Origin of the sequence: Caproicibacterium argilliputei (assembly GCF_029211325.2) — a bacterium.
Lineage (GTDB): Bacteria > Bacillota > Clostridia > Oscillospirales > Acutalibacteraceae > Caproicibacterium > Caproicibacterium argilliputei.
This window is the reverse complement of the sequence record NZ_CP135996.1, coordinates 908642-931802: the sequence shown is the minus strand read 5'-3', so window position 1 is coordinate 931802 and position 23161 is coordinate 908642. Positions and strand designations below refer to the sequence as shown.

Genomic DNA, 23161 nt, shown 5'->3' with positions numbered 1-23161 from the left:
CTTTCCTCAATTCTGCCGGCGTTTTTCAACGCGGAACTGCACAATGGTAATCGCGAGCACCAGCACAAAGAGCACCATGGAAATCGCGCTGGCATAGCCGTAGCGCAGGTCGCGGAACGCAACCTGGTAAATGTCGTAAACCAGCACATATGTGGCTGTGCCCGGCCCGCCCTGCGTAATCATGTACACAATGTCGTACACCTTGAAGCACTGGATAATCACCATCATCAACACAAAGAAGGTGGTGCTGGAAAGCTGCGGCAGCGTGACAAAGCGGAAGCGCTGCCAGCCGTTGGCGCCGTCCAGACTGGCCGCCTCGTAAAGTTCGGGATTGATTCCCTGCAGACCGGCCAGATAGATAATCATGTAGTAGCCCATCATCTTCCAAACGCTGAACAGAATCAAGTCCACCATGGCCCAGTGCGGGTCGGCAATCCAACGCGGCGGGTTCTGCACGCCAAGTGCGGAAAGGGTTTCGTTAATCATGCCTTTGTTAGGGTCAAACAGTGCGTTCCAGACCGCTGCCACCGCCACCATGGAGGCAACGTATGGAAAGAAGCTGACCGTACGGAAAAAGTTGCGGGCAAACAGCTTGCGGTTCAGCAGCACTGCCAGCGCAAGCGACGCGACAATCGTAAGCGGCACCGTTGCCACGGAATAAATAATGGTGTTAAGAAAGCTCTGCTTAAAAATGCGGTCGCCAAACAGTTTCGCGTAATTTCCAAGCCCCACCCACTGAATCTGTGTGGTGCCGTTCCAGTTTGCAAAGCTCAGCACCACTGCAGACAGAATTGGCACCAGCGTCAGAACGGCAAAGCCAATAAAATTCGGTGCAATAAAACTGTAAGCAATCAAATTATTCCGCATTTTTCTCTGCTTGGCGCTGACTGTTTTAATCGGGCGCTCTTTTGCCGGAACAACCATTGCACATTCCTCCTTCATGTTCAAGCTATGTTACAAAAATGCGGATCCGGAAGGGACGGCAGCCGTCCTGACCAGTCCGCATTTTCAGCTTAGCAAAGCAACTTTAAGATTTCAACGCTTCCGCATCACTCTTCATCTGTGCCAGCCCCTGGTCGACACTCACGGATTTGGTCATGATAGCATCGTGAGAATCATTCAGGCGGCTTTCCAGTTCGGAGGCATTGGTGGTGACCGGGAACTCCAAATAAGCCTTTTCCACGTTCAGTGCATCCGCACTGGTTTTGTCATCTGCCGGGAAACCGCTCATTTTCTTAAGGGTGGCAGTCACGGTGTCATTCTGGTACGCCGGGAACGAACCGTTTTCCGCCAGAACCTGCGCACCGTCCGCACCGGCGGCAAATGCGACAAAGTCCTCTGCAACTGCCTTGTTTGGCGCACTGGTGGGCACTGCCATGCTGGTCAGCGTGCCGATGGTCGTGCCGGCTTTGACTCCTGCGGGATGCGGATACTTCATAATGCCCCAGTTATCCTTCACCGCATCTGCCTTGCCGTTTTTCGCATCGTTAATCAGAGTCGGAATAAACCAAGCGCCAATGTTAATCATGGCCGCCTGCCCGTTTTCAAAAATGTCGCTGTAATGAATGGAGGAAGACTTTGCTGTTGCATAGTCCATGCAGGTGCCGTCCTCCTGCTGCTTCAAAACTGCCTCATAGTACGGCTTGAGGAAGGTATAATCCTTTCCCTCCAAGCCATTCAGGATGGTGTTCTTACCGTCCAGAATGCCGAACATCTGTACTGTGGAACGCCAGGTGTGGAAGTAATCCCCGTAAACCTTGCTGCTGCCGGAACCAGAAGTCAGCTTTTTCGCCATCTCATTGTACTGGTCAAAGGTCAAGTCGTTGCTGGGCTGCACGCCTTTGCTGGAGAAGATTTTCTTGTTATAAAAAATCACCCAAAAATCATTGCGGAACGGAATGGCGTAGGTTTTCCCGTCTGTGTACTTCATCTGGCTGAGCACGCCGCCGAAATCGTCATCTTTGAGATTGTTTTTCTGAATGGTATCCGTCAAATCCTCCAGCTGTCCGGCCTTTGCCATACTGCAGTAGCTGGGGATATCCTTAACAGAAACCACATCGAAATCACTGGAACCGCCGGCAAGCTGCGTGGAAAGCGCTGTGTTGTAATCCGACGCGCCCAAATCCACCGCATTGAAGCTGACATTCGGGTGCTTCTTGGTGTATGCATTCAGCAGCGGCTGGATGTATGTGGTTTTGTCTTTGTCCCACAGGGCAAGTTTGATTGTAACTTTTTCGGCGCTGCTGCCGGAGCTGGACGCCGCGGCGCCGGATGCGCTGGCTGCGCCTGTGCTGGAACTGGAACCGGAACCGGAGCAGCCGGCAAGCGAGCCGACGGCAAGCGCGGCTGTCAATGCCAAAGCGGTCATGCGATTCCATTTGCTTTGTTTCATAGTTTGTTACCTCCCACACAAAAATCTTTATCTGCCGGACTGCTTCCGGCCTTGTTTACGAGTACCAGTGTACCGCAAGCTGCCGCCGGATGGAATGTAAGATTGCCGGAAAATCATGTGTTTTTTCACGAGTTTCTGTTTTACCTCTCCAAATCCCTATACTATTTTTAGATAACCTGCACTATTTTTTGCTTTTTCGTTTTCTGTTCTTGTCCGCTATTTTGCTTCCGCAAAATCTATGCTACAATGGTAAGCAACAGAAAGGAAGCGCTGTGTTTATGCATCTGCTCGCAGGTTCGCGAAAATCATTTCAAACCATCAAATCCAGGATTCAGCTCATCTGTGTCGCTTTCAGCCTGCTGATTGCGCTGGTGACGTCTGCCATCAGCGTTTCCTTCTTTCAAACCTACGCCCGGCAGAACGTGGTGCAGAGCACCGAGTTTAACCTGCAGCTGGTGTCCAGCTTAATCGGTGAGGACCTTTCAGACGCAGAAATGCTTGAAAAGCGCTGTGCGCTGCTGGGGCAGATGGAGCAGTGGCTGCAAAGCCCAGAGCAGAATCCGCAGGAAACCCTGCAGATGTACTATGCCCTGCAGAATGAATACAACAGCAGCCGCGTGCGGCAGTACGTGCTGCGTCTGGTCGTGGTCAACCGGCAGCGAACCAAGCTGATTCAGATTTCCAGCTCCACCGTGGGCACCCCGCTGACGGTTTATAATGTAGACAAGCTGGTCGACTTTCACACCACCGAAGCGCAGGCTTGGCAAAGCGTTTCGCCGGACCCGCTGCTGCCGAGCCTTTCCACGCTGACCGCCTGCCGGCCGGTTTACAGTTCCGCCGGACACACGCTGCTCGGCTACGTCTACCTTTCTGTGCGCTCCAATATCATCACCGACCAGCTGCAGGGCTACGTTGTCACACAGGACAACCGCCTGTTTGTACAACTGCCGTCTGAAAAGGTCTGGGAGCTGCAGAACCACACACTGCTGCGCCGCAACCGCCCCGCCGGAACCCCCGCCCTGCTGTCTGACCCGACCATGGGCACAGACACCAAGGTCATGCGCTGGTATGCTGACGGTGCCGCCACCGACTTCGTGGTGCATCCTGTCAGCGCCATCAGCAAGATGTACCTTGCCAATGAACTTTCCCAGCAGCTGGTTCGGCAGCAGCTGTTGCTGTATGCCCGGCTGCTGCTGCTTGTCTGCGCTGCCATCCTGTTAATGGGGTTTCTCATCGGCTTTGTTCTGGACCGCCTCATCAACCCACCGGTTGCCAGCCTGCGCAGCCAGCTGGATCGTGTTGCGAAAGGGGACTTTTCCCCTGCACCGGAGCTGGAGTGGAATAACGAATTTGGCGACATCGGTCGCGGCATCAATCACCTGTCCCAAAGTGTTGACCAGCTGCTGCACGAACAGGTGGAAATTGAGAAAAAGAAAAAAGATTTGGAGTACCGTATGCTGCAAAGCCAGATTAGCCCTCACTTCCTGTACAACACGCTGAACTCCATCAAATGGATGGCAACCATTCAAGGTGCTTCCGGTATTGCGGAAATGACCACCGCCTTGGCGCGGCTGTTGAAAAGCATTGCCAAAGGCACCCGCGAGCTCATCCCCCTGCGGGAAGAAACTGCCCTGCTGGACGACTATTATGTCATTCAAAAATACCGCTATGGCGGTGCTATCACGTTCCGCAAAGAACTGGACCCTGCGGTTTTGGACACGCCGATTCCGCGCTTTACCCTGCAGCCGCTGATGGAAAACGCGATTTTTCACGGCATTGAGCCGAAAGGCGGCGCCGGCACCCTGCTGCTGAAAGCCATGCGCCTACAGTCCGGCGATATTGCGGTTCTGCTGATGGACGACGGCGTCGGCATGACTCCGCAGGAGGCAAGGCAGGTTCTGCAGGAAAACACCGCGCAGCCCACCGGTATGTTTGCAAAGCTCGGTCTGCACAATGTCAATCAGCGGCTCCGTTATGACTTTGGCGAGCCATACGGGCTTTCCATTGAAAGCCGAAAAGGAGAATATACCAAAATGGTGGTTCTGCTGCCCGGAACAGCCGGCAACAGCCCGGAACCAGCCAAAAGGGAGGAATAATATGCACACGAAATTATTGCTGGCAGATGATGAGCCTTTGGTTTTAGTTGGCCTGCAGTCTATCTTAAACTGGGAAGCTTATGACATGGAAATTGTCGGTGTCGCACACAACGGGGAGGAAGCGCTGCAGCTGATTGACGAAAAGAAACCTGACCTTGCCATTGTGGACATCAAAATGCCGGTCAAAAATGGTCTGGAGGTTATGCAGGCGTGCCGGGAAAAGGGCGGCAGCCTGCCGCTGTTCATTCTGCTGACCAGCTATGAGGAATTTGGCTACGCAAAGGAAGCCCTGCATCTGCAGGCAGTGGATTACTTAGTGAAGCTGGAACTGACACCCGACTCGCTGCTGCACGCCGTACAGCGTGCCCGGCAGCGCCTGGATGCCATGCAGACTGCCGAACAGAAAGCGGAGCCGCCTGCGGCGGACGACCTTTCCACGTTTTACGAACGTTTTTTTATGAAGCTGTACCACAATTTATTTGAAAGCCGAGAGCAGTACGCCCTGCAGCGGCGAGAACTTGGCATTGACTTTTCCTTTGCCGCCTACACGGTCTGTTACTGCGAAATTCTGACCGACGACACCCGGCGCAGCTGGGAAAAGAAAACCCAGCTGTACTCCAGTACCATCCGCATGGTGCAGGAAACCATTCATCGGTACATGGCCTGCTACATTACCAGCCTGGATCTGCAGCATTTCAACATCACCTTCTGCCTGAGTGAGCAGGAAGTGCCGGCATACCGCGAACACCTTGCCAAGATTCTGCAGAAAGCCACAGAAGTGGTACAGTCTTATTTCAATGTTGGTCTGTCCTGCCGCATCGGCTGTTTGGTAAAAGATCCGTTTGCCATCTGCGAATCCTATGCAACTGCACGGCGGATATCGCTTGCCGGAGAAAGCGGCGGCGTTTCCTTTTACAATCCCCACACAGACAGTGCTGTGGAATCCTTTGACTTTTCCAGCTGCCGCAGCGAAATCCGCAGCGCGTTTGAGCAGCTCGACCTTGACACGCTTTCCACCCTGCTCACGCAGATTGCGGACAGTCTTGACCTGCACCCCATCCAGTATGCAGGTGCGCTGGACACCGCAAGCAACCTGCTGTATATGTCCATCAGTCTGCTGCCGGAAGGTGAAGCGATGCTAAACCGCATTTTCCCCGGCGAGGAGGGCTGCCGCTGTCTGTATGCCTGCCGCACGGTTCCCGATGTCACAGACTGGATTCGCACGCTGCGCGCGGGGCTTTCGCTGCAGCTGCGCCAGAACCGCCAAAACTACAAAGCCATGACCGTGCAGAAAGTCATGCAGTACATCCGGGCACATCTGGACCGCAAGCTTTCCCTCAACGAAGTTTCCGCTGTCTTTGGCTTCAGCGCCAACTACCTCAGCCAGCTTTTCACTAAGGAAACCGGTCACAGCTTTGTGGAATTTATCACGCACGAAAAAATTGCCGCCGCCAAAGAAATGATGCGGCATGGCACCTACAAAATCTATGAGATTGCCTCCAAGCTCGGCTTTGAAAGCGCTTTTTATTTTAGCAAAGTCTTCAAAAAAGTGGAGGGCTGCTCGCCACGGGAGTATATGCAGACCAAGCTTTGTGCCCTGTCCGAACCGGCGGAAGCACCGAAAAACGATTAGCCGCGCACAAACCGTTTATACTAAGCATAGAATTTTCCGGTGAAAGGAACAGGTCTATGCAAAGTATACAGAACAGCAGCTATCAAAACACCGCGTCCTCCCGCAGGCTGAACGCCTTTACGCTCGCCGGACTGGGCATTGGCAGCATCATCGGTTCCGGTTTTTTTCTGGGGTGCGCTCTGCCGATTCAGCAGGCCGGCCCTTCGGTTGTACTGACCTTTTTAATCTGTGGATTTCTATTTTCACAGGTGCTGGCTGCCATGACCGGCATCAGCATGAATCGACCCATTACCGGTTCTTTCAAGGTTTACGCGGAGCAGTTTCTGGGCAAGTACATCGGATTTGTCACCGGTTGGGTCATTTTTTTCGCCAACGTTCTGGCGATAGCCTCCGAAGCGGTGGCTGCCGCTATTTTTCTGCAGTACTGGCTGCCACAGGTACCCTTAGCCCCGCTCGCCTGCCTGATTCTGCTGCTGGTCATCGGCATTAACAGTCTGAACACTGAAAAGTTTGGTTTGGTGGAGTCTGTGATGGCGGTCATAAAGATTGCCGTACTGCTGCTGTTTCTGGTCATTTGCTTCCGCTTTCTGACCGCCCGCGGCATAACCGCGCGGCCCTCTCCGTTTCAGAGCGTCAAAACGTTCTTTCCACACGGCATTTCCGGGCTGCTGCAGTCCATGCTGGTAGTCGTGTTTACCTTTGCCGGTGTCAGTACGGTGGCTATGGCCACGGCAAATGTGCAGAATCCCGCAAAGGATGTGCCCAAAGCCTCCATCGCCATGACAGGCGGAACCGTCACCCTGTACACCCTGACCATTCTGTGCATCATCTGTATTCTGGACTGGCACACCATTCAGACTGACCGCTCACCGCTGGTACTGGTGCTGCAAAAAATCGGTATTTCGTGGGCACCTGCTGCCATGAACGCGGTTGTGCTGATTGCCGCCCTTTCCGTCATGGTGGGAAACTACTTTGGCAGCGTGCAGGTTCTGGCTTCCCTCGCAGAAGCCGGTGAAGCACCCGCCTCCCTTAGCAAGACGACTGCCTCCGGGTTTTACCGCCATGCGTGGCTGACCACCGGCTTGCTGATTTTTGCGGTGGTGGCGCTTTCCTTTTTCGTCAGCGCCAAACTGTTTAATTACTTGATTTCCGCCTCGTCCTACTTCACGTTTTTCAACTGGAGCATCAATCTGGTGATTTTTCTGCTGTGGCAAAAGGAAAAGCGACCGGAGGAATCCCTCTCCTCCCCTCTCAGCCTTGGCAGGCCGGGCGCGTGGGTCACCCTGCTTCTGCTGGCGATTTTGGCTGTTTTCAGCCTGCTGGTGCCCGACTTCCGCGTTGGATTTTACGCAGCTGCCCTATTGTTTCTGCTCATCAGCGCAGCCTATCTGGTGCGCGGACACCGCCGAAAGAACTAACTGCCGGACAAAAAGACAGAACCGATGCAAAAACCGGTTCTGTCTTTTTATGCCCTATGCTGCCACACAAAAAAGCCGCTTCCGAATACACCGGAAACGGTTTTTGCAAATGAACTTATTCTTCGGCTGCAGCAGGAGCCTTTGTATCGTGCTCCCCTTTGCCTTTTTTCTCGGCGTGCTGGGTCCACGCAACATACAGTGGGCCGGCAATGCACACGGAAGAGTAGCAGCCGGAAACAACGCCGATCATCATCGGCAGCGACAGGGTGATGACGCTGTCAAGCTGGAAGTGCACAGAAACCACCAGCAGGCACGCAATGACCAGCACCGTGCAGAACGCGGTGTAAATGGAACGTGTCAGTGTCTGGTTGATGCTAAGATCCACCAAATCGCCAATCGGTGTCTTTGCTGGCAGTTCACGGCGGTTTTCACGCACACGGTCAAAGACAATAATCGTATCGTTCAGGGAGTAACCCAGAATCAACAGAACCACCGCAATGAAGTTGTCATCAATCGGCAGCCGGAAAATCACGAAGGTGAAGTAGACCATGATCAAGTCATGAATCAGCGCCACAATCGCCATGAGGCCGGCAGCGAAACCACCGATTTTCTTAAATCGCATGGCAACATAAAGCACCAGCAAGACAATGGTAATGGCAACAGCCACAATGCACTTAATCAGGAAGTTAATGCCCATGGTCGGGTTAATGGAACTGGACTCGTCCAGCTTAAAGGTACAGTTGGGAAATTTGGTGTTCAAATTTTTTGCCAGCTTCTGCTGAGCGTCCACTGTAATCGCTTCGGTTCCGGAAAGCTCCACCGTAATTTTATTGCTGGCGGTAGCACCCGCGGAATTTTTCACATTGTTGTTCAAAACCACGGAGGATTCCCGATTGACAGTATCCTTGACAACCTGCTCCACACCCGCCTGATTGACCTTGCCGGATGTGTCAGTGTAAGAATACTTCAGCTGCGTGCCGCCGCGGAACTCGATGCTCAACTTTGCGCCGAACGCAATGTTGAAAATCAAGCCAAAAATCATGATGCCGATGGAAATGCCGTAATAAATCTTGCTGTTTTTACTGAAATGAATCTTAAACTGCTTCATGCATTGCACCTCCATACATCCACTTCTTGCGCAGGGGCTTGAATGCGGAAAGCGACCTTGTCATGACACGGCTGGTAAAGACGCCGAAGATGAAGTTGCCGATGTTGCCCAGAAGCAGGGTATAACCAAAGGAATAAATCGAACCGGTCGTGCTCGCTCCGAACAGCATGGAAAGGATATTGGTCGGGCCGAAAACCAGCATCAGGACAATGGAAACCAGAATGGTGGTGACGTTGCCGTCAAAGATGGCCCAGAAGCTGTTGTCGTCGCCTGCCTTAATAGCTGCGTCGATGGTCTTGCCGGCATAAATTTCCTCTTTAATACGCGTTGCCGTAATAATGTTTGCATCCACGCCCATGCCGATGGAAAGGATGATGCCCGCAATGCCGGGCAGTGTCATGGTAAAGCTCTTCATAAACGGGAAGAAACCGGAAACCGCGGCAAAGCACAGCGCCATCTGTCCGCAAAGGGAGATGACAGCCACCACGCCAGGCAGCCGGAACATGAAAATCATGAACAGACAAACCAGAATAAAGCCAATGACACCTGCCATGGCCATTGCCTGCAGCGAAGAAGAACCCAGCGTCGGGCTAATGCTGCTGAAGCTGGTCACAGACAGCTTAAACGGCAGCGCGCCGGAGTTAATCTGGTTGGCAAGCTGTGCCGCAGACTCCGCTGTAAAGTTGCCGCTGATTTCTGCTTTGCCGCCGGTAATGCCGGTGGAGCCGAACTTGTCCTTATCCACAGTGGCGGAAGAAATCATGGTGTCGTCCATCCAGATGGAAAGGGTGCTGCCTTCGTTGGCAACCTTTTTCGTTGCCGTGGCAAATTTCTTTGCGCCGTCACTGGTCAGTTCCAGCTCGACAACATACTCTGTTGCGCCTGTGGAAGAGTCCTGTGTCACACCGGAGCTTGCAGACTTTACATCACTGCCCTTTAAGAATATGTTACTGGCTGTGGTGCCCTTGGGCGTTGTGTGTATTTCCTGCCCGTCGCTTCCGACGCTGGTATTGGTGTACTCGCTTCCCTCACGGAAAGTCAGCACGGAAGTTGCGGCCAGCTCTTTAATCGCCGATTCCGGGTCAAAGTCGGTTTCGCCGCTCTGCCACGGAAAACGGGTGATGATTTTATGCTGGTTGTAATCCGCGTAAAGTTCATAGTCGGTAATATTGTTCTGTACCAGACGTGTTTCAATTACGGATTTCGCAGAATCCATCTGCTCCTTGGTCACTTTTGTCCCGTTTGATTCGGGAGAAAAAGTTGCCTCCACACCGCCTTTAATGTCAATACCCCATCTAATATCCCCGACACCCTTCACGCAGGTCGTCTTGGTATCGCCTTTGTAGTAATAAACGCCCGAAATGGAAACGAACGTAAAGGCCAAGATGAGGATTGCAACGATGAAAAAGAGTGGTTTTCGTGCTCGCTTCATGCGCAAGTCCTCCAATGTGTTTTGTTTTCCGCGAAAGTAAGCATATTCGCAGACGTAACACACACTATTATAGTTTTTTTGTACAGGAAAGTCAATGATTCCATTCCGTTTTTCCGCGGAATTACAAAAGGACAGCCGCGGCATACGGCTGTCCTTTTGTTCTCGGTTCAGCGGCAGAAACAGACGTTTATCTTCAGGCGTTCTGCAGCAGCTTTTCGCACGCAGCCAACTGCGCGCACAGGCAGAACAGTTCTGCGGCAGCCTTCACTTCTGTTTTGGGCGGATACGTTGGTGCCACGCGGATGTTGCGGTCATTCGGGTCCTTCTTATAAGGATAAGTCGCGCCCGCGCCGGTCAGCGTAACACCGGCCTCCTTGCACAGAGCCACTGTGCGTTTGGCACAGCCATCCAGCACATCAACGCTGATAAAGTACCCGCCATTCGGTTTAGACCACGCGGCAACGCCTTTGCCGGTCAGCTGTTCCGCAAAAGTTTCTTCCACCACTTCAAACTTCGGTGCAATCAACGCGCGGTGCTTCTGCATCTGCGCGTGTACGCCATTCATGTCCTTCAAAAATGCCAGATGGCGCATCTGGTTCAGCTTATCCGGTCCGATGGTCTGATAGCGGAAATGGTTGCGCAGCACCGCCAGATTCTTTTCGCTTGCGCCCAGTGCAGCAATGCCCGCCCCGGGAAACGTAATTTTACTGGTAGAGGCAAAGAACAGCGGCAGATCCTCCGTCCCGTTTTTGCGGCATTCGTCCCACAGGTTCAGCAGCACATCCGGTGTGTCCGTCAGGTCATGCACACAGTAAGCATTATCCCAGAAAATGCGGAAATCCGGAGCCGCCGGCTTCAGCGCGGCGAACCGCCGTACAGTTTCATCCGAATAGGTGATCCCGGTCGGGTTGGAATACTTCGGTACGCACCAGATTCCTTTTATAGAAGCGTCGCTGCGCACCAAACGTTCCACCATATCCATATCCGGGCCGGTGGGCAGCATCGGTACGGTAATCAGTTCAAAACCAAAATATTCGGTCACAGAAAAATGCCGGTCATACCCCGGCGCAGGGCACAGGAACTTCCGGTCTGCCTGCAGACACCACGGCTTGCCGCCGGGCAGACCGTGCGTCATGGCGCAGGAAACCGTGTCAAACATCAAATTCAGGCTGGAGTTACCGCCGACCAGCACATTCTCCGCTTGCAGCCCCATCATCTGCGCCAGCAGCTCCCGCATTTCCGGCAAACCGTCCGGTCCGCCATAGTTGCGGCAGTCCAACCCATCGGAAGTCTGCATATCCGACTGGGAATTTAAAACGTCCAGCATTTTCATGGAAAGGGCAAGCTGCTCCGCGCCGGGTTTTCCGCGCGCCATGTTCAGTTTCAGCCCCTGTGCTTTATAAGCCTCAAATTTTTCTGCCAGCTCCGCTTTCAAATCCCGCAGCTCTTTCTCGGACATTTTCTGAAATTCCAACAACCACGCATCTCCCTATTCTCAATCTCAAAAGCCTATCCTATTGTACACACCACGCGGCAAAAATGCAAGTAGTAAAATGAAATCTTGCATATTTACAAATGTGTCGCGGCGAATTTGTAGGATTTTTAGTGAAAGCGACACGGAGAATTGCATAAAGAAGCGGGGTGCTGCGCGAAAGCAGCAACCCCGCAAAACGAATGCGCCCGCTTAAAACTCTGCGCTTCCGGTGGTGCGCGGAAAGGGCAGAACGTCGCGGATATTCTGGATTCCGGTCAGATACATAATCAGACGCTCAAAGCCCAAGCCGTAACCGCCGTGGCGGGTGCTGCCGTAGCGGCGCAGGTCAAGGTACCACCAGTAGTCCTCCGGGTTCATGCCAAGCTTCTGCATTTTTGCTTCCAGTACCTCCAAGCGCTCCTCGCGCTGGCTGCCGCCGATGATTTCCCCGATGCCGGGCACCAGCAGATCCACCGCCGCAACGGTTTTGCCATCTTCATTGGCGCGCATATAAAATGCTTTGATGGCTGCCGGATAATTGGTGACGAACACCGGCCGTTTGTACACCTGCTCGGTCAGATACTTCTCGTGTTCTGTCTGCAGGTCAGTGCCCCAATCTACTTTGTATGCAAATTTGTCATTCTGCTTCTTGAGAATTTCGACTGCTTCCGTATAGGTAACGCGGGCGAAGTCATTGTCAACCACATTCTGCAGGCGTTCCAGCAACCCCTTGTCCACAAACTGGTTGCAGAAGGCAAGATCCTGCGGGCAGGTTTCCATGACATAACGGATTACATCCTTCATCATGGCTTCGGCAAGCTGCATGACGTCCTCCAGCTCTGCAAACGCAATTTCCGGCTCAATCATCCAAAACTCAGCCGCGTGGCGCTGGGTGTAAGATTTTTCCGCACGGAATGTCGGGCCGAAAGTGTAAACCTGCCCGAACGCCATGGTCATGCACTCCGCTTCCAGCTGACCGGAAACCGTCAGAGAGGCGGGTTTCTGGAAGAAATCCTCGCTGAAATCCACGCTGCCGTCCTCTTTGCGCGGCGGGTTGGCGGGGTCCAGCGTGGTGACACGGAACATCTCCCCTGCACCCTCGCAGTCGCTTGCGGTAATCAGCGGTGTGTGCGCGTAAATAAAGCCGCGCTCCTGAAAGAACTTATGAATCCCGTAAGCGGCGGCAGAACGCACACGAAATGCAGCGGAAAACAAATTGGTGCGCGGACGCAGGTGCGCAATGCTGCGCAGATACTCGACACTGTGGCGCTTTTTCTGCAAGGGATACTCCGGCGTCGAAGCGCCCTCCAGCACCACCGAAACCGCGTGCAGCTCAAATGGCTGTTTCGCCTGCGGTGTCAGCAGCAGTTCGCCCGTCACGCAAACCGCAGCGCCAACATTGTACTTGGACACTTCTGCGAAATTGGAAATTTTCCCCGCTTCAAAAACAATCTGCAACCCCTTAAAGCAGCTGCCGTCATTCAAATCCATAAAGCCCAGCGTCTTGCTGTCGCGCACAGAGCGCACCCAGCCGCAGACGGTCATGGTCTTTGCGCGGAACGCTTCGCTGTTTTGATAGAGCTCCGCAATTTTTACACGTTCCAAACTATATTTCCTCCTAAGTTCAGCTTTGCAAAGCGCGCCCTCGGTTCGAGGCTGCCGTCCTGGTAATTTTGCACTTTATTTAGCTGAAATATGATAATTTATCGGCAATTTCAGTGTACCGCAACTGGCGCGTGCGCGCAAGGAAATCCTGCAAAAAGAAAATATTTTCGCAGAATCGGGAAAAAAGGGGTTGCTTTTTCTGCAAAGTGTGCTATAATAGTGAGTGTCGCTGATGAAATGCAGCGCAGCAATTACCAATTTGGAGAGGTATTCTAATTGGTAAGGAGCCACATTGGAAATGTGGTGTGCCGCAAGGCATTGTGCGTTCGAGTCGCATCCTCTCCGCCACAAAAGACCAAAAGCAGTGCTTCTGCTTTTGGTCTTTTTTCTGCACTGGCGCGCAAAAATTCCCGAAAATGCTTGTCACACAAAAAAGATTGTGTTATAATAAGAGCGCTGTTTTGAAGAAAACAGTTTTTCTGCGCTCGTAGCTCAGCTGGATAGAGCGTTGGACTCCGACTCCAAAGGCCAGAGGTTCGAATCCTCCCGGGCGCACCAAGCAGAAAGGACCGCACAGGCAAAGCCGCTTTCCGGCTCCCTGTGTGGTCCTTTTTCGTTTTTTCTCCACCCTGCTTTTTCAAATCAAGTCCAGGGCATCGCAGTGCAGGGCGGCGGCCAGCTTTCCCAGCACCGCGCTGCCGGGCTCTACCTCATGATTTTCAATTTGATACAATTCATACAGCGTCAGTCCCGCCGCATCCGCCAGCTGCTGACGGGTCATTTCGGCGGCTTCCCTGCGCTGTGTGACTTTTTTCTCCTGCTCCAGCAAAAAAGCCAGCTCATGCTCCGCATCAATCAGAAGCGGAGCACCGTTGTGCATTTTTAACTGGCAGGTTCCGCAGGCGGAACGCAGCGCCCCATTCTCAAAGGTGTAACCCTTTGGCAGTACATAATCTCTGCCGCCGTCATCGTTTCCATCCGGCTCCGGCGCAAGGGCGCAATGCTGCTCCTCGCCGCCGTGCGTATCATATATATATATTTTCACTGTCATGCCGTATCCTCCCGCAAAATGGTATGTTCCCTTCTCTATATTATATAAGAAATCCATACGGATTGCAAAGCAATTGTGTTCTTGACAACCAGCTATGATATGTGTACAATGTGTTAATAAACTTCAAGAGGTTGAAGCTTTAAATCATAAACACAGAAAAACAGCAGCACGGCCTGCTGCAGCCAATTCAGGAGGGAATCAGCAATGAAAAAAATAGCAAAAGCGATGGCCGCGGTTATGGCGGCGGCTGTACTGGCCGGCACCACCGCCTGCGGCTCGGGCAGCAGCTCTTCCACAGGCGCTTCGGAAAACTCCGGCGCCAAAAAATACACCATCGGCGTGGCGCAGTACATGACGCACCCCGCAATGGATGCCTCCTTGAAGGGATTTAAAGAAGGCATGACAGCAGCCGGCTTTGAAGAAGGAAAAAACGTCACGTATGACGTGCAGAACGCGCAGGGCGACCAGTCCAACTGTGTGACGGTTGCCAACACCATGGCAAGCAAAAAGCCGGATTTGATTCTGGCAATTGCCACGCCGATTGCGCAATCCGTTGCCAAGGTGGTCACTGATACACCGGTAGTCATAACCGCAGTCACCGACCCGGCGGATGCCAAACTGGTGGACAGCAACGAAAAGCCCGGTGGCAATGTGACCGGCACCAGCGACAAAACGCCGGTGGAAGAACAGATTAAGCTGATTAAGCAGGTCGTACCAAAGGCCACCACCATTGGCATCATGTACTGCTCCAGCGAGACCAATTCCAAGCTGCAGGCCGACTGGGCCAAGGCCGCCTGCGAAGCAAACGGATTGAAATACCAGGAATTCACGGTTTCTGCCGCCAATGAAATCCAGCAGGTTGCACAGTCCATGGTCGGTAAGGTGCAGGCAGTTTATATCCCGACTGACAATATGCTGGCAACCGGCATGAAGGTGGTCACCGGTGTCACAACGCAGGCAAAGCTGCCTGTGTTTGTCGGGGAAAGCGGCATGGTGGAAAACGGCGGTCTGCTGACCGTCGGCATCAACTACGAAGAACTGGGCAAACAAACCGGCGCCATGGCCGCAAAGATTCTGAAAGGCGAAGCAAAACCGGCGGATATGCCGATTGAGTACCAGAAGCAATACGACGTTTCCTACAACAGCGCCGTGGCAAAGCAGCTGGGTGTCACCCTTCCGGAAAGCATCACAGAAAAGGGCAAGGATGTAAGTGCATCCTAAACCGTGCAGGAACGAATCGCCCCGCGGCGCCGCTGTGGGGTGATTCCTTATTTTCAGGCAATTCACAGAAAAGAGGATGAGAACTTCATACGATGGACATTTTAAATTTGCTGGACGCGATGCACGGCGCACTGGCGCAGGGCATTATCTGGAGCATTATGACGCTCGGCGTGTACATGACTTTCCGCATTCTGGATTTTCCCGACATGACCGTCGACGGCAGCTTTGCCACCGGTGGTGCTGTGGCCGCTATGCTGGTGGGTAACTGCGGTGCCAATCCATTTCTTGCACTACTGGCTTCGATGGGGGCCGGTATGCTGTGCGGTTTTGTAACCGGTTTTCTGACCACGAAAATGCGGATTCCCGGCATTCTTGCCGGCATTCTGACCATGACCGCGCTGTACTCCATCAACATCCGCATCATGGGTTCGCAGGCCATGATTCCCCTGAACGGCGTGGATACGGTAGACACCATCATCAAACACAGCATTCCCGGCATTTCCGCAAAGAACAGCCAGATTCTTCTGGGTGGTATTGTCGCCGCCGCCGTCATTGCTTTCCTCTACTGGTTCTTCGGTACAGAGCTTGGCAGTGCAATCCGCGCAACCGGCAACAACCCGTACATGGTTCGCTCGCTGGGGGTCAATACAGACACCACCACCATCCTGGCACTGGTGCTGAGCAATGGTCTGGTTTCCCTTTCCGGCGGAATTTACGCGCAAGTGCAGGGCAACTCTTCTGTGGATATGGGTGTCGGCACCATCGTCATCGGGCTTGCCTCGGTGATTATCGGCGAAGTCATTCTGGGCAAGCACGTCGGCTTCCTGCCGCGGCTCATCTGCATGGTAGCCGGTTCCGTAATTTACCGTGCAGTCATTGCGCTGGTTCTGTTCCTCGGGTTGAAGAGCACCGACATGAAGCTGATTACCGCCATCATCATCGCCATTGCGCTGTTTTTCCCGACCCTCAAGAAAAACGCAGTGCAGCGCAGCACTAGGCGCAGCATGGCCGGCATGGGCGTGCCGGCGGTGGAGCCGCAGGCAGAAAACGGCATCGATGCTTCTGACGAAGACCCGGATGAAGCGAATCAAAAGGAGTGAGCGAATATGCTGGAACTAAACCATGTTTACAAAACCTTTAACAAAGGCACCGTGAATGAAAAGCAGGCGCTCACAGACATTACCCTGCACCTGCAGCCGGGCGATTTCATCACCGTCATCGGCGGCAACGGCGCCGGAAAAAGCACCCTGCTCAACCTGATTGCCGGCGTGTATGCCTGTGACGGCGGCAGCATTGTGCTGGATGGCACCGATGTGACCCGCCTGCCGGAGTACAAGCGCGCGCATTATTTAGGTCGTGTTTTTCAGGATCCCATGCGCGGCACCGCCGGCGACATGAACATCGAAGAAAACTTGGCAATGGCGTACCGACGCGGCAGACGGCGCACTCTGCGCTGGGGCATTACCAAGGAGGAACGCGAGCTTTACAAAGAAAAGCTGCAAGTTCTGGGGCTAGGCCTGGAAGACCGCATGACCGGTAAAGTCGGTCTGCTTTCCGGCGGTCAGCGCCAAGCACTGACCCTGCTGATGGCAACCCTGCAGAAGCCCAAGCTGCTGCTGCTGGACGAACACACAGCGGCGCTGGACCCCAAAACAGCCGACACCGTTTTGCGGCAAACCAACGATATCATCTCTGGTCAAAGCCTAACTGCGCTGATGGTCACGCACAATATGCGCCACGCCATTCAGTTCGGCAACCGCATTATCATGATGAGCGGCGGCAGAATCTTATTTGATATTTCAGGCGAAGAAAAGAAAAATCTGAAAGTAGAGGATCTGCTGGAGCGCTTTCAGATTGCCGAGGGCAAAGAATTGGATAACGACCGGATGCTGCTTTCCTAAACATACAAACAAAAAAGGCTGTACGGAAAACCCTCTCCGTACAGCCTTTTTTGCGAAAATCAGGCTTACAAGTTCTGCTGAAAGAACTGCTGCAGGGAAACTTCCGCCTCTGCTTCCCGTTCTCCGCTGCAGGTTACCGTCACTTCTTCCCCACACTTGACTGCCATGCGCATCAAGCCTAAAATCCCTTTTGCATTAGCAAGCTTTCCGTCCTTTTCCACCGTAACGGAACAGGGAAAATCACCGGCTGCTTTGGCAAGCAGACCGGCCGGGCGGGCATGGAGTCCCTCGCGGTCTGTAATTCTGTAAGTGAATTTCTTCATATTCCGATTCTCCTTCTGAGGACAGCTTTTGCATTTGATTGCCGCTGCACATCGCCGCTTTTCAGTCTTTATTATACTCAATATAACAAGTTCTACTATAAATTGCAATAGCCAAATCCAAAAAATTGTCTAAATTATCTCTAATCTACATCCTTTCGACGGCTAGTTTTAGAAAATCATCCAATTTTATAACTTTTCAAAAGCTGTTCCCCTGTTTTCTGTCTGCAGCGCACTGGGTTTAGTATAGCAAAACCAAGCGAAGGAAAAGCGGAAATTTTGCAGGCACTTTTCCGGCGTTCTGTGCCGTACTGTGCCCGTCGCAAGCAGAAAAAGTCCCCGCAAGACGCACCTTGCAGGGACTTCTGTGAAAAATTCAATTTTACTTCTGCAGCTGTTCCAGCGACTGTTGCTGCTGAAACTTGACAAGATACACCGCCAGCAGGTCGGCAATCTGTCGAAAAGCATAGCGCTGCTCCTGCGGCCACTTTCCGGTTCTGCGGTGGTTCTCACAGCTGAGCAGCCCCACGCGCCTGCCGCCGTCGGTCATCATACACTCCAGAAAACTGCAAACGCCGCGCTGCCGGAGGCGGCATCCCTGCTCGGTTTCCAGTTCCTCGGTATCCTCGCAGCAAAGCAGCGTGTCCGGGCCAGCCGCGCATAAAGCAGGCTCCATCTCGCAAAAGCGCAGGGCGGCTTGCTGCTGCGGGTCCGGCAGCGCGCGCTCATCCCACGCAAACGCCGCGCGGTAAGCCTGCAGCTGCGGCTGATACTCCCAAACGCAGATGTGCGTACCGTGAAACCACTTGCTCAAAAATTCCAGCAGGCGGCCGCACGCTGCCGGCAAATCCGGCGTGCTGCTCAACAGACGGAACGCCTCCTGCAGCATTTGGCTGCTGTCCGCATACAAATGCTCCGCGTGCCAGGTATGCCGCTCCTCCCGCTCCGCCAGCAGCTCTGCAGTTTTCCGGCAACTCTCCGGTGTATACAGTGCGGCATCCGCACGGCCGCTGCGCTTGACTTGATACAGCGCGCGGTCTGCAAAGCGGTACAGGTCGGAAAAGTTCTCCGCGTCCTCCGGATAGCAGGAAATGCCGATGCTGCAGGAGATGTGCTGCCCGCCATCGTCCAAACAGATATGCTCCATTTTCTGCAGCATCTGGTGTGCTTTTTGCATGGCGGCAGCGCGGTCAATCCCCGGAATAAAGACCATGAATTCATCGCCGCCGATGCGGCCCACAATGTCTGACGTGCGGAACAGATGCCGGATGGCCTCAGAAGCATCCGTCAGCACCGCATCGCCGCAGAGGTGCCCAAAGCGGTCATTGACCGACTTGAAGTGATCCAAGTCCACAATCATCAGGGCACATGGTTCCTCCCCCGCCGCTGCCAAAAACGCACGAATCTGCTTTTCCGTTGCCGCTTTGTTCAGCAGGCCGGTCAAAGCATCCCGCTGTGCCCGCTCCAAAAGCTGCTGTCGCTGTGCTTTCTCCTTGGAAATGTCCGTAACCATGCCGACCGCGCGAATCGGCGCACCGTTCTCATCATACTGTGTGGAAGCGCGCAGCCGGCACCAAAGGTACACACCGTCTGCGCTGCGAATGCGGATTTCCGTCTGCAGAAAAGAAGTGCCCTCCCGCATCTTTTTCATCGCCAGCTGCAGCCGGATTCGGTCCTGCGCAAAGACGTGCCCCTGCACTGGCAGATTCCGCGAAAAGTGCGTCTGAATCGGTGTATAGCCGAATTTTTTTTTCCAATTTGGGGAAAAGTAAATGCTGTCCTGTGCAAAGTCCCACTCAAAAATGATATCGTTGGATTGGTCGGTGATAATTTTGTAGCGTTCCAGATTCAGACGCAGCTGCTCGTCCTCCTCTTTCCGTGCAGTGATATCCACCAATACGCAAAGGCACAAGCGGGTGCCATCCACCCCTTGAAAAACGCGGCGCCGCTCCAGCACCCAGCAGCACTTTCCGTCTGCTTTCTGCAGGCGGTATTCCAATGTAAGCGGTTCGGCCTCCTGCAGCTTTGCCGACACAGCCGCCACATAGCTGCGGTCCTGCGGGTGAACCATCTGCAGCAGGCTGCTCTGAAATCCATCTTGCAGTGTTTCCTCGGTAAAACCGGTCATATTCCGAAACTCCGGATTCACACATTCCATACGAAGCTCCGGTGTTCTGTCGCAAATCAGCACACCGCACGGCAGCTGTTCGAACAGATCGCTTTCGATTTTCATCTCATTGTCTTTCAACATCGCTCCACGCCGTCTCCTTCATCTCCGTCATTAAAATCTGTGACACGTTGTTCTGCAAAACTGCCTGGGAGCTCACTTGACCGGAGGAAAAGCCAAACGCCTTCATGGTTAGAAAAGCCGCTCCACAGACTAGCAATATTTTTACATTATATCAAAGTTTATGAAAATTACCTATCCATAATACCATTATTTTGCTTCCGTTTCAACTACTTTTCTAAAATAATTTTACAAAATTTATTGCTTTCATGTATAAATACTCTTGCAAAAAGGAAAAATCTTTTTGTGCAAAAGAAAAAGCAGCGATTTTCCGAAGAAAACGCTGCTTTTATTTCTTTTTTGATGAATTGATTATTCGGGCGTGCCCATCGTTACCTGCACATAGCAATCCGCTTTGCCGGGAACAAAGGAAATCAAACTGTCCGTCTGCGGTTTACCGTCCACTTCCATGCGGACGACCCCTTTCTGCACGCCATCGGGATTCCGCACCGCAATGTGATACCTGGTACCGCGGAACAGGCGCTCCACCGTGAACGCTTTCCACGTGTGCGGAATGCAGGGATTCACACGCAGGCCATCCAACTCCGGCTGCATACCGAGCAGATACTGGCTGACATCCGCAAATGTCCACGCAGCGGTGCCAGTCAGCCAGCTGTTTTTTGCCTCACCGAAAGAGGGGGCGTCCTTACCGGCGACCATCTGGCTGTATACATACGGCTCCGTACGGTGAATCTCGCTGATTTCCTCGACATACGCCGGACAGGTACGGCGGTACACTGTAAAGGCACGGTCGCCGTGGCCAACCACCGCCTCCGCGCAACTAATCCACGGGTTGTTATGACAGAAAATGCCCGCATTCTCTTTGTAGCCGGGCGGATAGCTGGAAATTTCGCCAAGGTTCAGCCGGTAGCTGGTGTACGCCGGCTGCAGCAGAACAATGCCGTACTTGGTGTCTAACCGTTCCTGCACACTCTGCAGGGCTTTCTGCGCGAGGCCCTCCTGCACGCCGATGCCAGCCATCACACACATTCCCTGCGGTTCAATGAAGATTTGCCCCTCGTCGCACACATGGCTGCCGACCGGCTTGCTGAACGCATCGTATGCCCGTACAAACCACGCGCCGTCCCATCCGGCGTCCAGTACCGCCGCCCGCATGGTTTCCACCTGTGCACGCACCTGCGCGGCTTCTTCCGTCAAACCGCAGTGCGCACAAATATCCGCGTACTCCGCGCCGTACTTCACGAACATTCCGCCAATAAAAACGCTTTCCGCCTTGCCGCTTTCCAGGTTGGAGCAGGTCTGAAAACTCTCGCCCGGTTCATCGGAGAAGCAGTTCAGGTTCAGGCAGTCGTTCCAGTCTGCACGCCCAATCAGCGGCAGCCCATGCGGGCCTTTGTGAGAACAGGAATACTGAAAACTGCGGCGCAGGTGCTCCAGCAGCGGCTGCGCCTTGGTTTCGTCATTGTCAAACGCAGCCTGCTCCTGCAGAATGGAGAAATCCCCCGTTTCGCGCAGATACGCGCCGACACCCGCAATCAGCCAGAGCGGGTCATCGTTAAAGCCGCTGCCGATGTCAGCGTTGCCCTTTTTCGTGAGCGGCTGATACTGATGGTAAGAGCTGCCGTCTTCAAACTGCGTAGCGGCAATATCCAGAATCCGCTGGCGGGAACGCTCCGGCACCAGATGCACAATGCCCAGCAGGTCTTGGCAGGAATCGCGGAACCCCATGCCGCGCCCAGTGCCGCTTTCAAAATAGCTGGCGCTTCTGCTGAGGTTAAACGTAACCATGCACTGATACTGGTTCCAGATATTCACCATGCGGTCCAGCTTTTCATCTTCCGAGTGAACAGAGAAGCGGGAAAGCAGCGTTTCCCAGTACATATGCAGTTCCTGCAGGGCAGCATCCACCTGCGCATCCGTGCGGTACTTTTCCATCAAAGCGCGGGCGCGGTCCTTTTTCAGTACGCCGGGTGCTTCCCATTTATCGTCTTTCGGGTTTTCCACATACCCCAACACGAAAATACAGCTGGTGCTTTCTCCCGGCTGCAGGGCAAGGTGCAGGTGGTGGCTGCCGACCGGCGCCCAGCCATGTGCGATGCTGTCGCGGGAGCTGCCCGCCAGCACTGTCTGCGGTGCGTCCAGGTCGCGATCCGCGCCGCAGAAGCTGTCGCGGTCTGTATCGAAGCCACACACCGGGCGGTTGACCGTATAGAACGCAAAGTGCGTGCGGCGCTCCCGATACTCGGTTTTATGGTAGATGGTGCTTCCGTCCACTTCCACTTCGCCGGTGCTAAAATTGCGCTGAAAATTATTCGCATCGTCCACAGCGTTCCAAAGACAGAACTCTGCGTAGCTGAACAGCTCCGCTTCCTTAACAGCATCGGTGCGGTTGGTCAGCGTCAGCCGGTGCACCTCGCAGTTGTCCGCAACCGGAACAAAGCACTCCAAAGACGCCGCAAGTCCGTTTTTTTCGCTCTCCAAAACCGTATAGCCCAGCCCATGGCGGCAGCGATAGCGGTCCAGCTCTGTTTTAACCGGTTTCCAGCCGGGGTTCCAGACGGTGCTGCCGTCCTTTATGTAGTAATACCGCCCGACACTGTCACGCGGGCAGTCATTGTAACGATAGCGCGTAATGCGACGCAGCTTGGCATCCCGATAGAAGCAGTATCCGCCGGCGGTATTGGAAATCAGAGAAAAGAAATCCCTGCTGCCCAGATAGTTAATCCAGGGCAGCGGCGTGTGCGGCGTGGTAATCACATATTCCTTGTTTTGGTCATCAAAATGTCCGAACTGCATGATGACGCTCCTTTCCGGTTGTCCGATAGAATAAAGAAAACGTTTAAACAAGCAGGCAGGCTGCGCTGCTTTCTTTTAACCATACTGCATTTCCAGCAGATGTGCAATATTTTTTTGAAAATTCATAGATTTGCACAATACATTGAAAGTAAAATTAGATAAATCCCCCTTTACCAAAGAAGTGCTCAGATATGTGTATAAAGTAAACGTTTTCGTATTTTTTCCTAATTTTTCGTCTCATGCAAAAATGAAAAACGGATTATTTGCCTTTCTAAAAAATACGTGTTCTATATATTACAGCTAATTTCATAGATTATTAGAAGATATTTCGATTTTTTTGAAAATAACTATTGCATTTTTCAATGCAAGGTGTTATATTATGCTTGTGAAAACGTTTAAAACAATTTTCGCCCTCCTTTCAGGCAGTGTGGTACAATATCTGTACGAAAACTTTTTCACATTGGCT

General features: G+C 53.2%; 16 protein-coding genes and 2 tRNA genes. 8 read left to right on the top strand and 10 right to left on the bottom strand.

Going from position 1 to position 23161, the window contains the following annotated elements; genetic code table 11:
- Positions 1-6: 6 nt before the first annotated feature.
- Both PXC00_RS04415 and PXC00_RS04410 read right to left on the bottom strand, forming a co-directional pair.
- The gene (locus PXC00_RS04415) at positions 7-924 is read right to left on the bottom strand and encodes a carbohydrate ABC transporter permease (RefSeq protein WP_275844351.1); all 918 of its coding nucleotides are present in this window, start codon (positions 922-924) and stop codon (positions 7-9) included.
- 103 nt (positions 925-1027) lie between these two features.
- A complete protein-coding gene (locus PXC00_RS04410) occupies positions 1028-2392 on the bottom strand; it encodes an extracellular solute-binding protein (RefSeq protein WP_275844350.1) in 1365 nt (454 codons plus the stop codon).
- Between the two features lie 278 nt (positions 2393-2670).
- Between PXC00_RS04410 and PXC00_RS04405 the strand changes: the two genes are divergently transcribed.
- The 3 genes from PXC00_RS04405 to PXC00_RS04395 are packed head-to-tail and all read left to right on the top strand — an operon-like array spanning position 2671 to position 7539.
- Entirely contained in the window at positions 2671-4488 is a 1818-nt protein-coding gene (locus tag PXC00_RS04405) for a sensor histidine kinase (protein WP_275844349.1), read from the top strand.
- 1 nt (position 4489) lies between these two features.
- Complete coding sequence (locus tag PXC00_RS04400) at positions 4490-6121, top strand: response regulator transcription factor (RefSeq protein ID WP_275844348.1); 1632 nt, start codon at positions 4490-4492, stop codon at positions 6119-6121.
- A 56-nt stretch (positions 6122-6177) separates the two neighbouring features.
- Entirely contained in the window at positions 6178-7539 is a 1362-nt protein-coding gene (locus PXC00_RS04395; protein ID WP_275844347.1) for an amino acid permease, read from the top strand.
- 115 nt (positions 7540-7654) lie between these two features.
- Here PXC00_RS04395 and secF read toward each other — a convergent pair whose 3' ends face one another.
- From secF to asnS, 4 genes are all read right to left on the bottom strand, one after another.
- Entirely contained in the window at positions 7655-8647 is a 993-nt protein-coding gene (secF, locus tag PXC00_RS04390; RefSeq protein ID WP_275844346.1) for a protein translocase subunit SecF, read from the bottom strand.
- Positions 8634-10079, bottom strand: coding sequence for a preprotein translocase subunit SecD (locus PXC00_RS04385; RefSeq protein WP_275844345.1), 1446 nt, complete (start codon positions 10077-10079; stop codon positions 8634-8636). The genes secF and PXC00_RS04385 overlap by 14 nt, the downstream gene beginning before the upstream one ends.
- 193 nt (positions 10080-10272) lie before the next feature.
- The gene (locus PXC00_RS04380; protein ID WP_456064456.1) at positions 10273-11553 is read right to left on the bottom strand and encodes an aminotransferase class I/II-fold pyridoxal phosphate-dependent enzyme; all 1281 of its coding nucleotides are present in this window, start codon (positions 11551-11553) and stop codon (positions 10273-10275) included.
- Positions 11554-11763: 210 nt separating this feature from the next.
- Positions 11764-13158, bottom strand: a complete 1395-nt coding sequence (gene asnS, locus PXC00_RS04375; RefSeq protein ID WP_275844343.1) for an asparagine--tRNA ligase — start codon at positions 13156-13158, stop codon at positions 11764-11766.
- A gap of 261 nt (positions 13159-13419) precedes the next feature.
- Between asnS and PXC00_RS04370 the strand changes: the two genes are divergently transcribed.
- Positions 13420-13506 (top strand) — tRNA-Ser (locus PXC00_RS04370).
- A 133-nt stretch (positions 13507-13639) separates the two neighbouring features.
- A tRNA-Arg gene (locus tag PXC00_RS04365) sits at positions 13640-13716 on the top strand.
- Between the two features lie 79 nt (positions 13717-13795).
- Here the strand turns inward: PXC00_RS04365 and PXC00_RS04360 are convergent.
- Positions 13796-14209, bottom strand: a complete 414-nt coding sequence (locus tag PXC00_RS04360; RefSeq protein WP_275844342.1) for a helix-turn-helix domain-containing protein — start codon at positions 14207-14209, stop codon at positions 13796-13798.
- A gap of 204 nt (positions 14210-14413) precedes the next feature.
- Between PXC00_RS04360 and PXC00_RS04355 the strand changes: the two genes are divergently transcribed.
- From PXC00_RS04355 to PXC00_RS04345, 3 genes are all read left to right on the top strand, one after another.
- The gene (locus PXC00_RS04355) at positions 14414-15430 is read left to right on the top strand and encodes an ABC transporter substrate-binding protein (RefSeq protein ID WP_275844341.1); all 1017 of its coding nucleotides are present in this window, start codon (positions 14414-14416) and stop codon (positions 15428-15430) included.
- A 92-nt stretch (positions 15431-15522) separates the two neighbouring features.
- Positions 15523-16530 carry an ABC transporter permease gene (locus tag PXC00_RS04350; protein ID WP_275844340.1) on the top strand — a complete coding sequence of 336 codons (1008 nt, stop codon included), beginning with the start codon at positions 15523-15525 and terminating at the stop codon, positions 16528-16530.
- Between the two features lie 6 nt (positions 16531-16536).
- A complete protein-coding gene (locus PXC00_RS04345; protein ID WP_275844339.1) occupies positions 16537-17331 on the top strand; it encodes an ABC transporter ATP-binding protein in 795 nt (264 codons plus the stop codon).
- 65 nt (positions 17332-17396) lie between these two features.
- Here PXC00_RS04345 and PXC00_RS04340 read toward each other — a convergent pair whose 3' ends face one another.
- The 3 genes from PXC00_RS04340 to PXC00_RS04330 all read right to left on the bottom strand — a co-directional run bounded on the left by PXC00_RS04340 (position 17397) and on the right by PXC00_RS04330 (position 22695).
- A complete protein-coding gene (locus tag PXC00_RS04340; protein WP_275844338.1) occupies positions 17397-17654 on the bottom strand; it encodes an HPr family phosphocarrier protein in 258 nt (85 codons plus the stop codon).
- Positions 17655-18033: 379 nt separating this feature from the next.
- Positions 18034-19902 (bottom strand): sensor domain-containing diguanylate cyclase, encoded by a 1869-nt coding sequence (locus PXC00_RS04335; RefSeq protein WP_275844337.1) that lies wholly within the window; start codon positions 19900-19902, stop codon positions 18034-18036.
- A gap of 348 nt (positions 19903-20250) precedes the next feature.
- A complete protein-coding gene (locus tag PXC00_RS04330) occupies positions 20251-22695 on the bottom strand; it encodes a GH36-type glycosyl hydrolase domain-containing protein (RefSeq protein WP_275844336.1) in 2445 nt (814 codons plus the stop codon).
- Positions 22696-23161 lie beyond the last annotated feature (466 nt).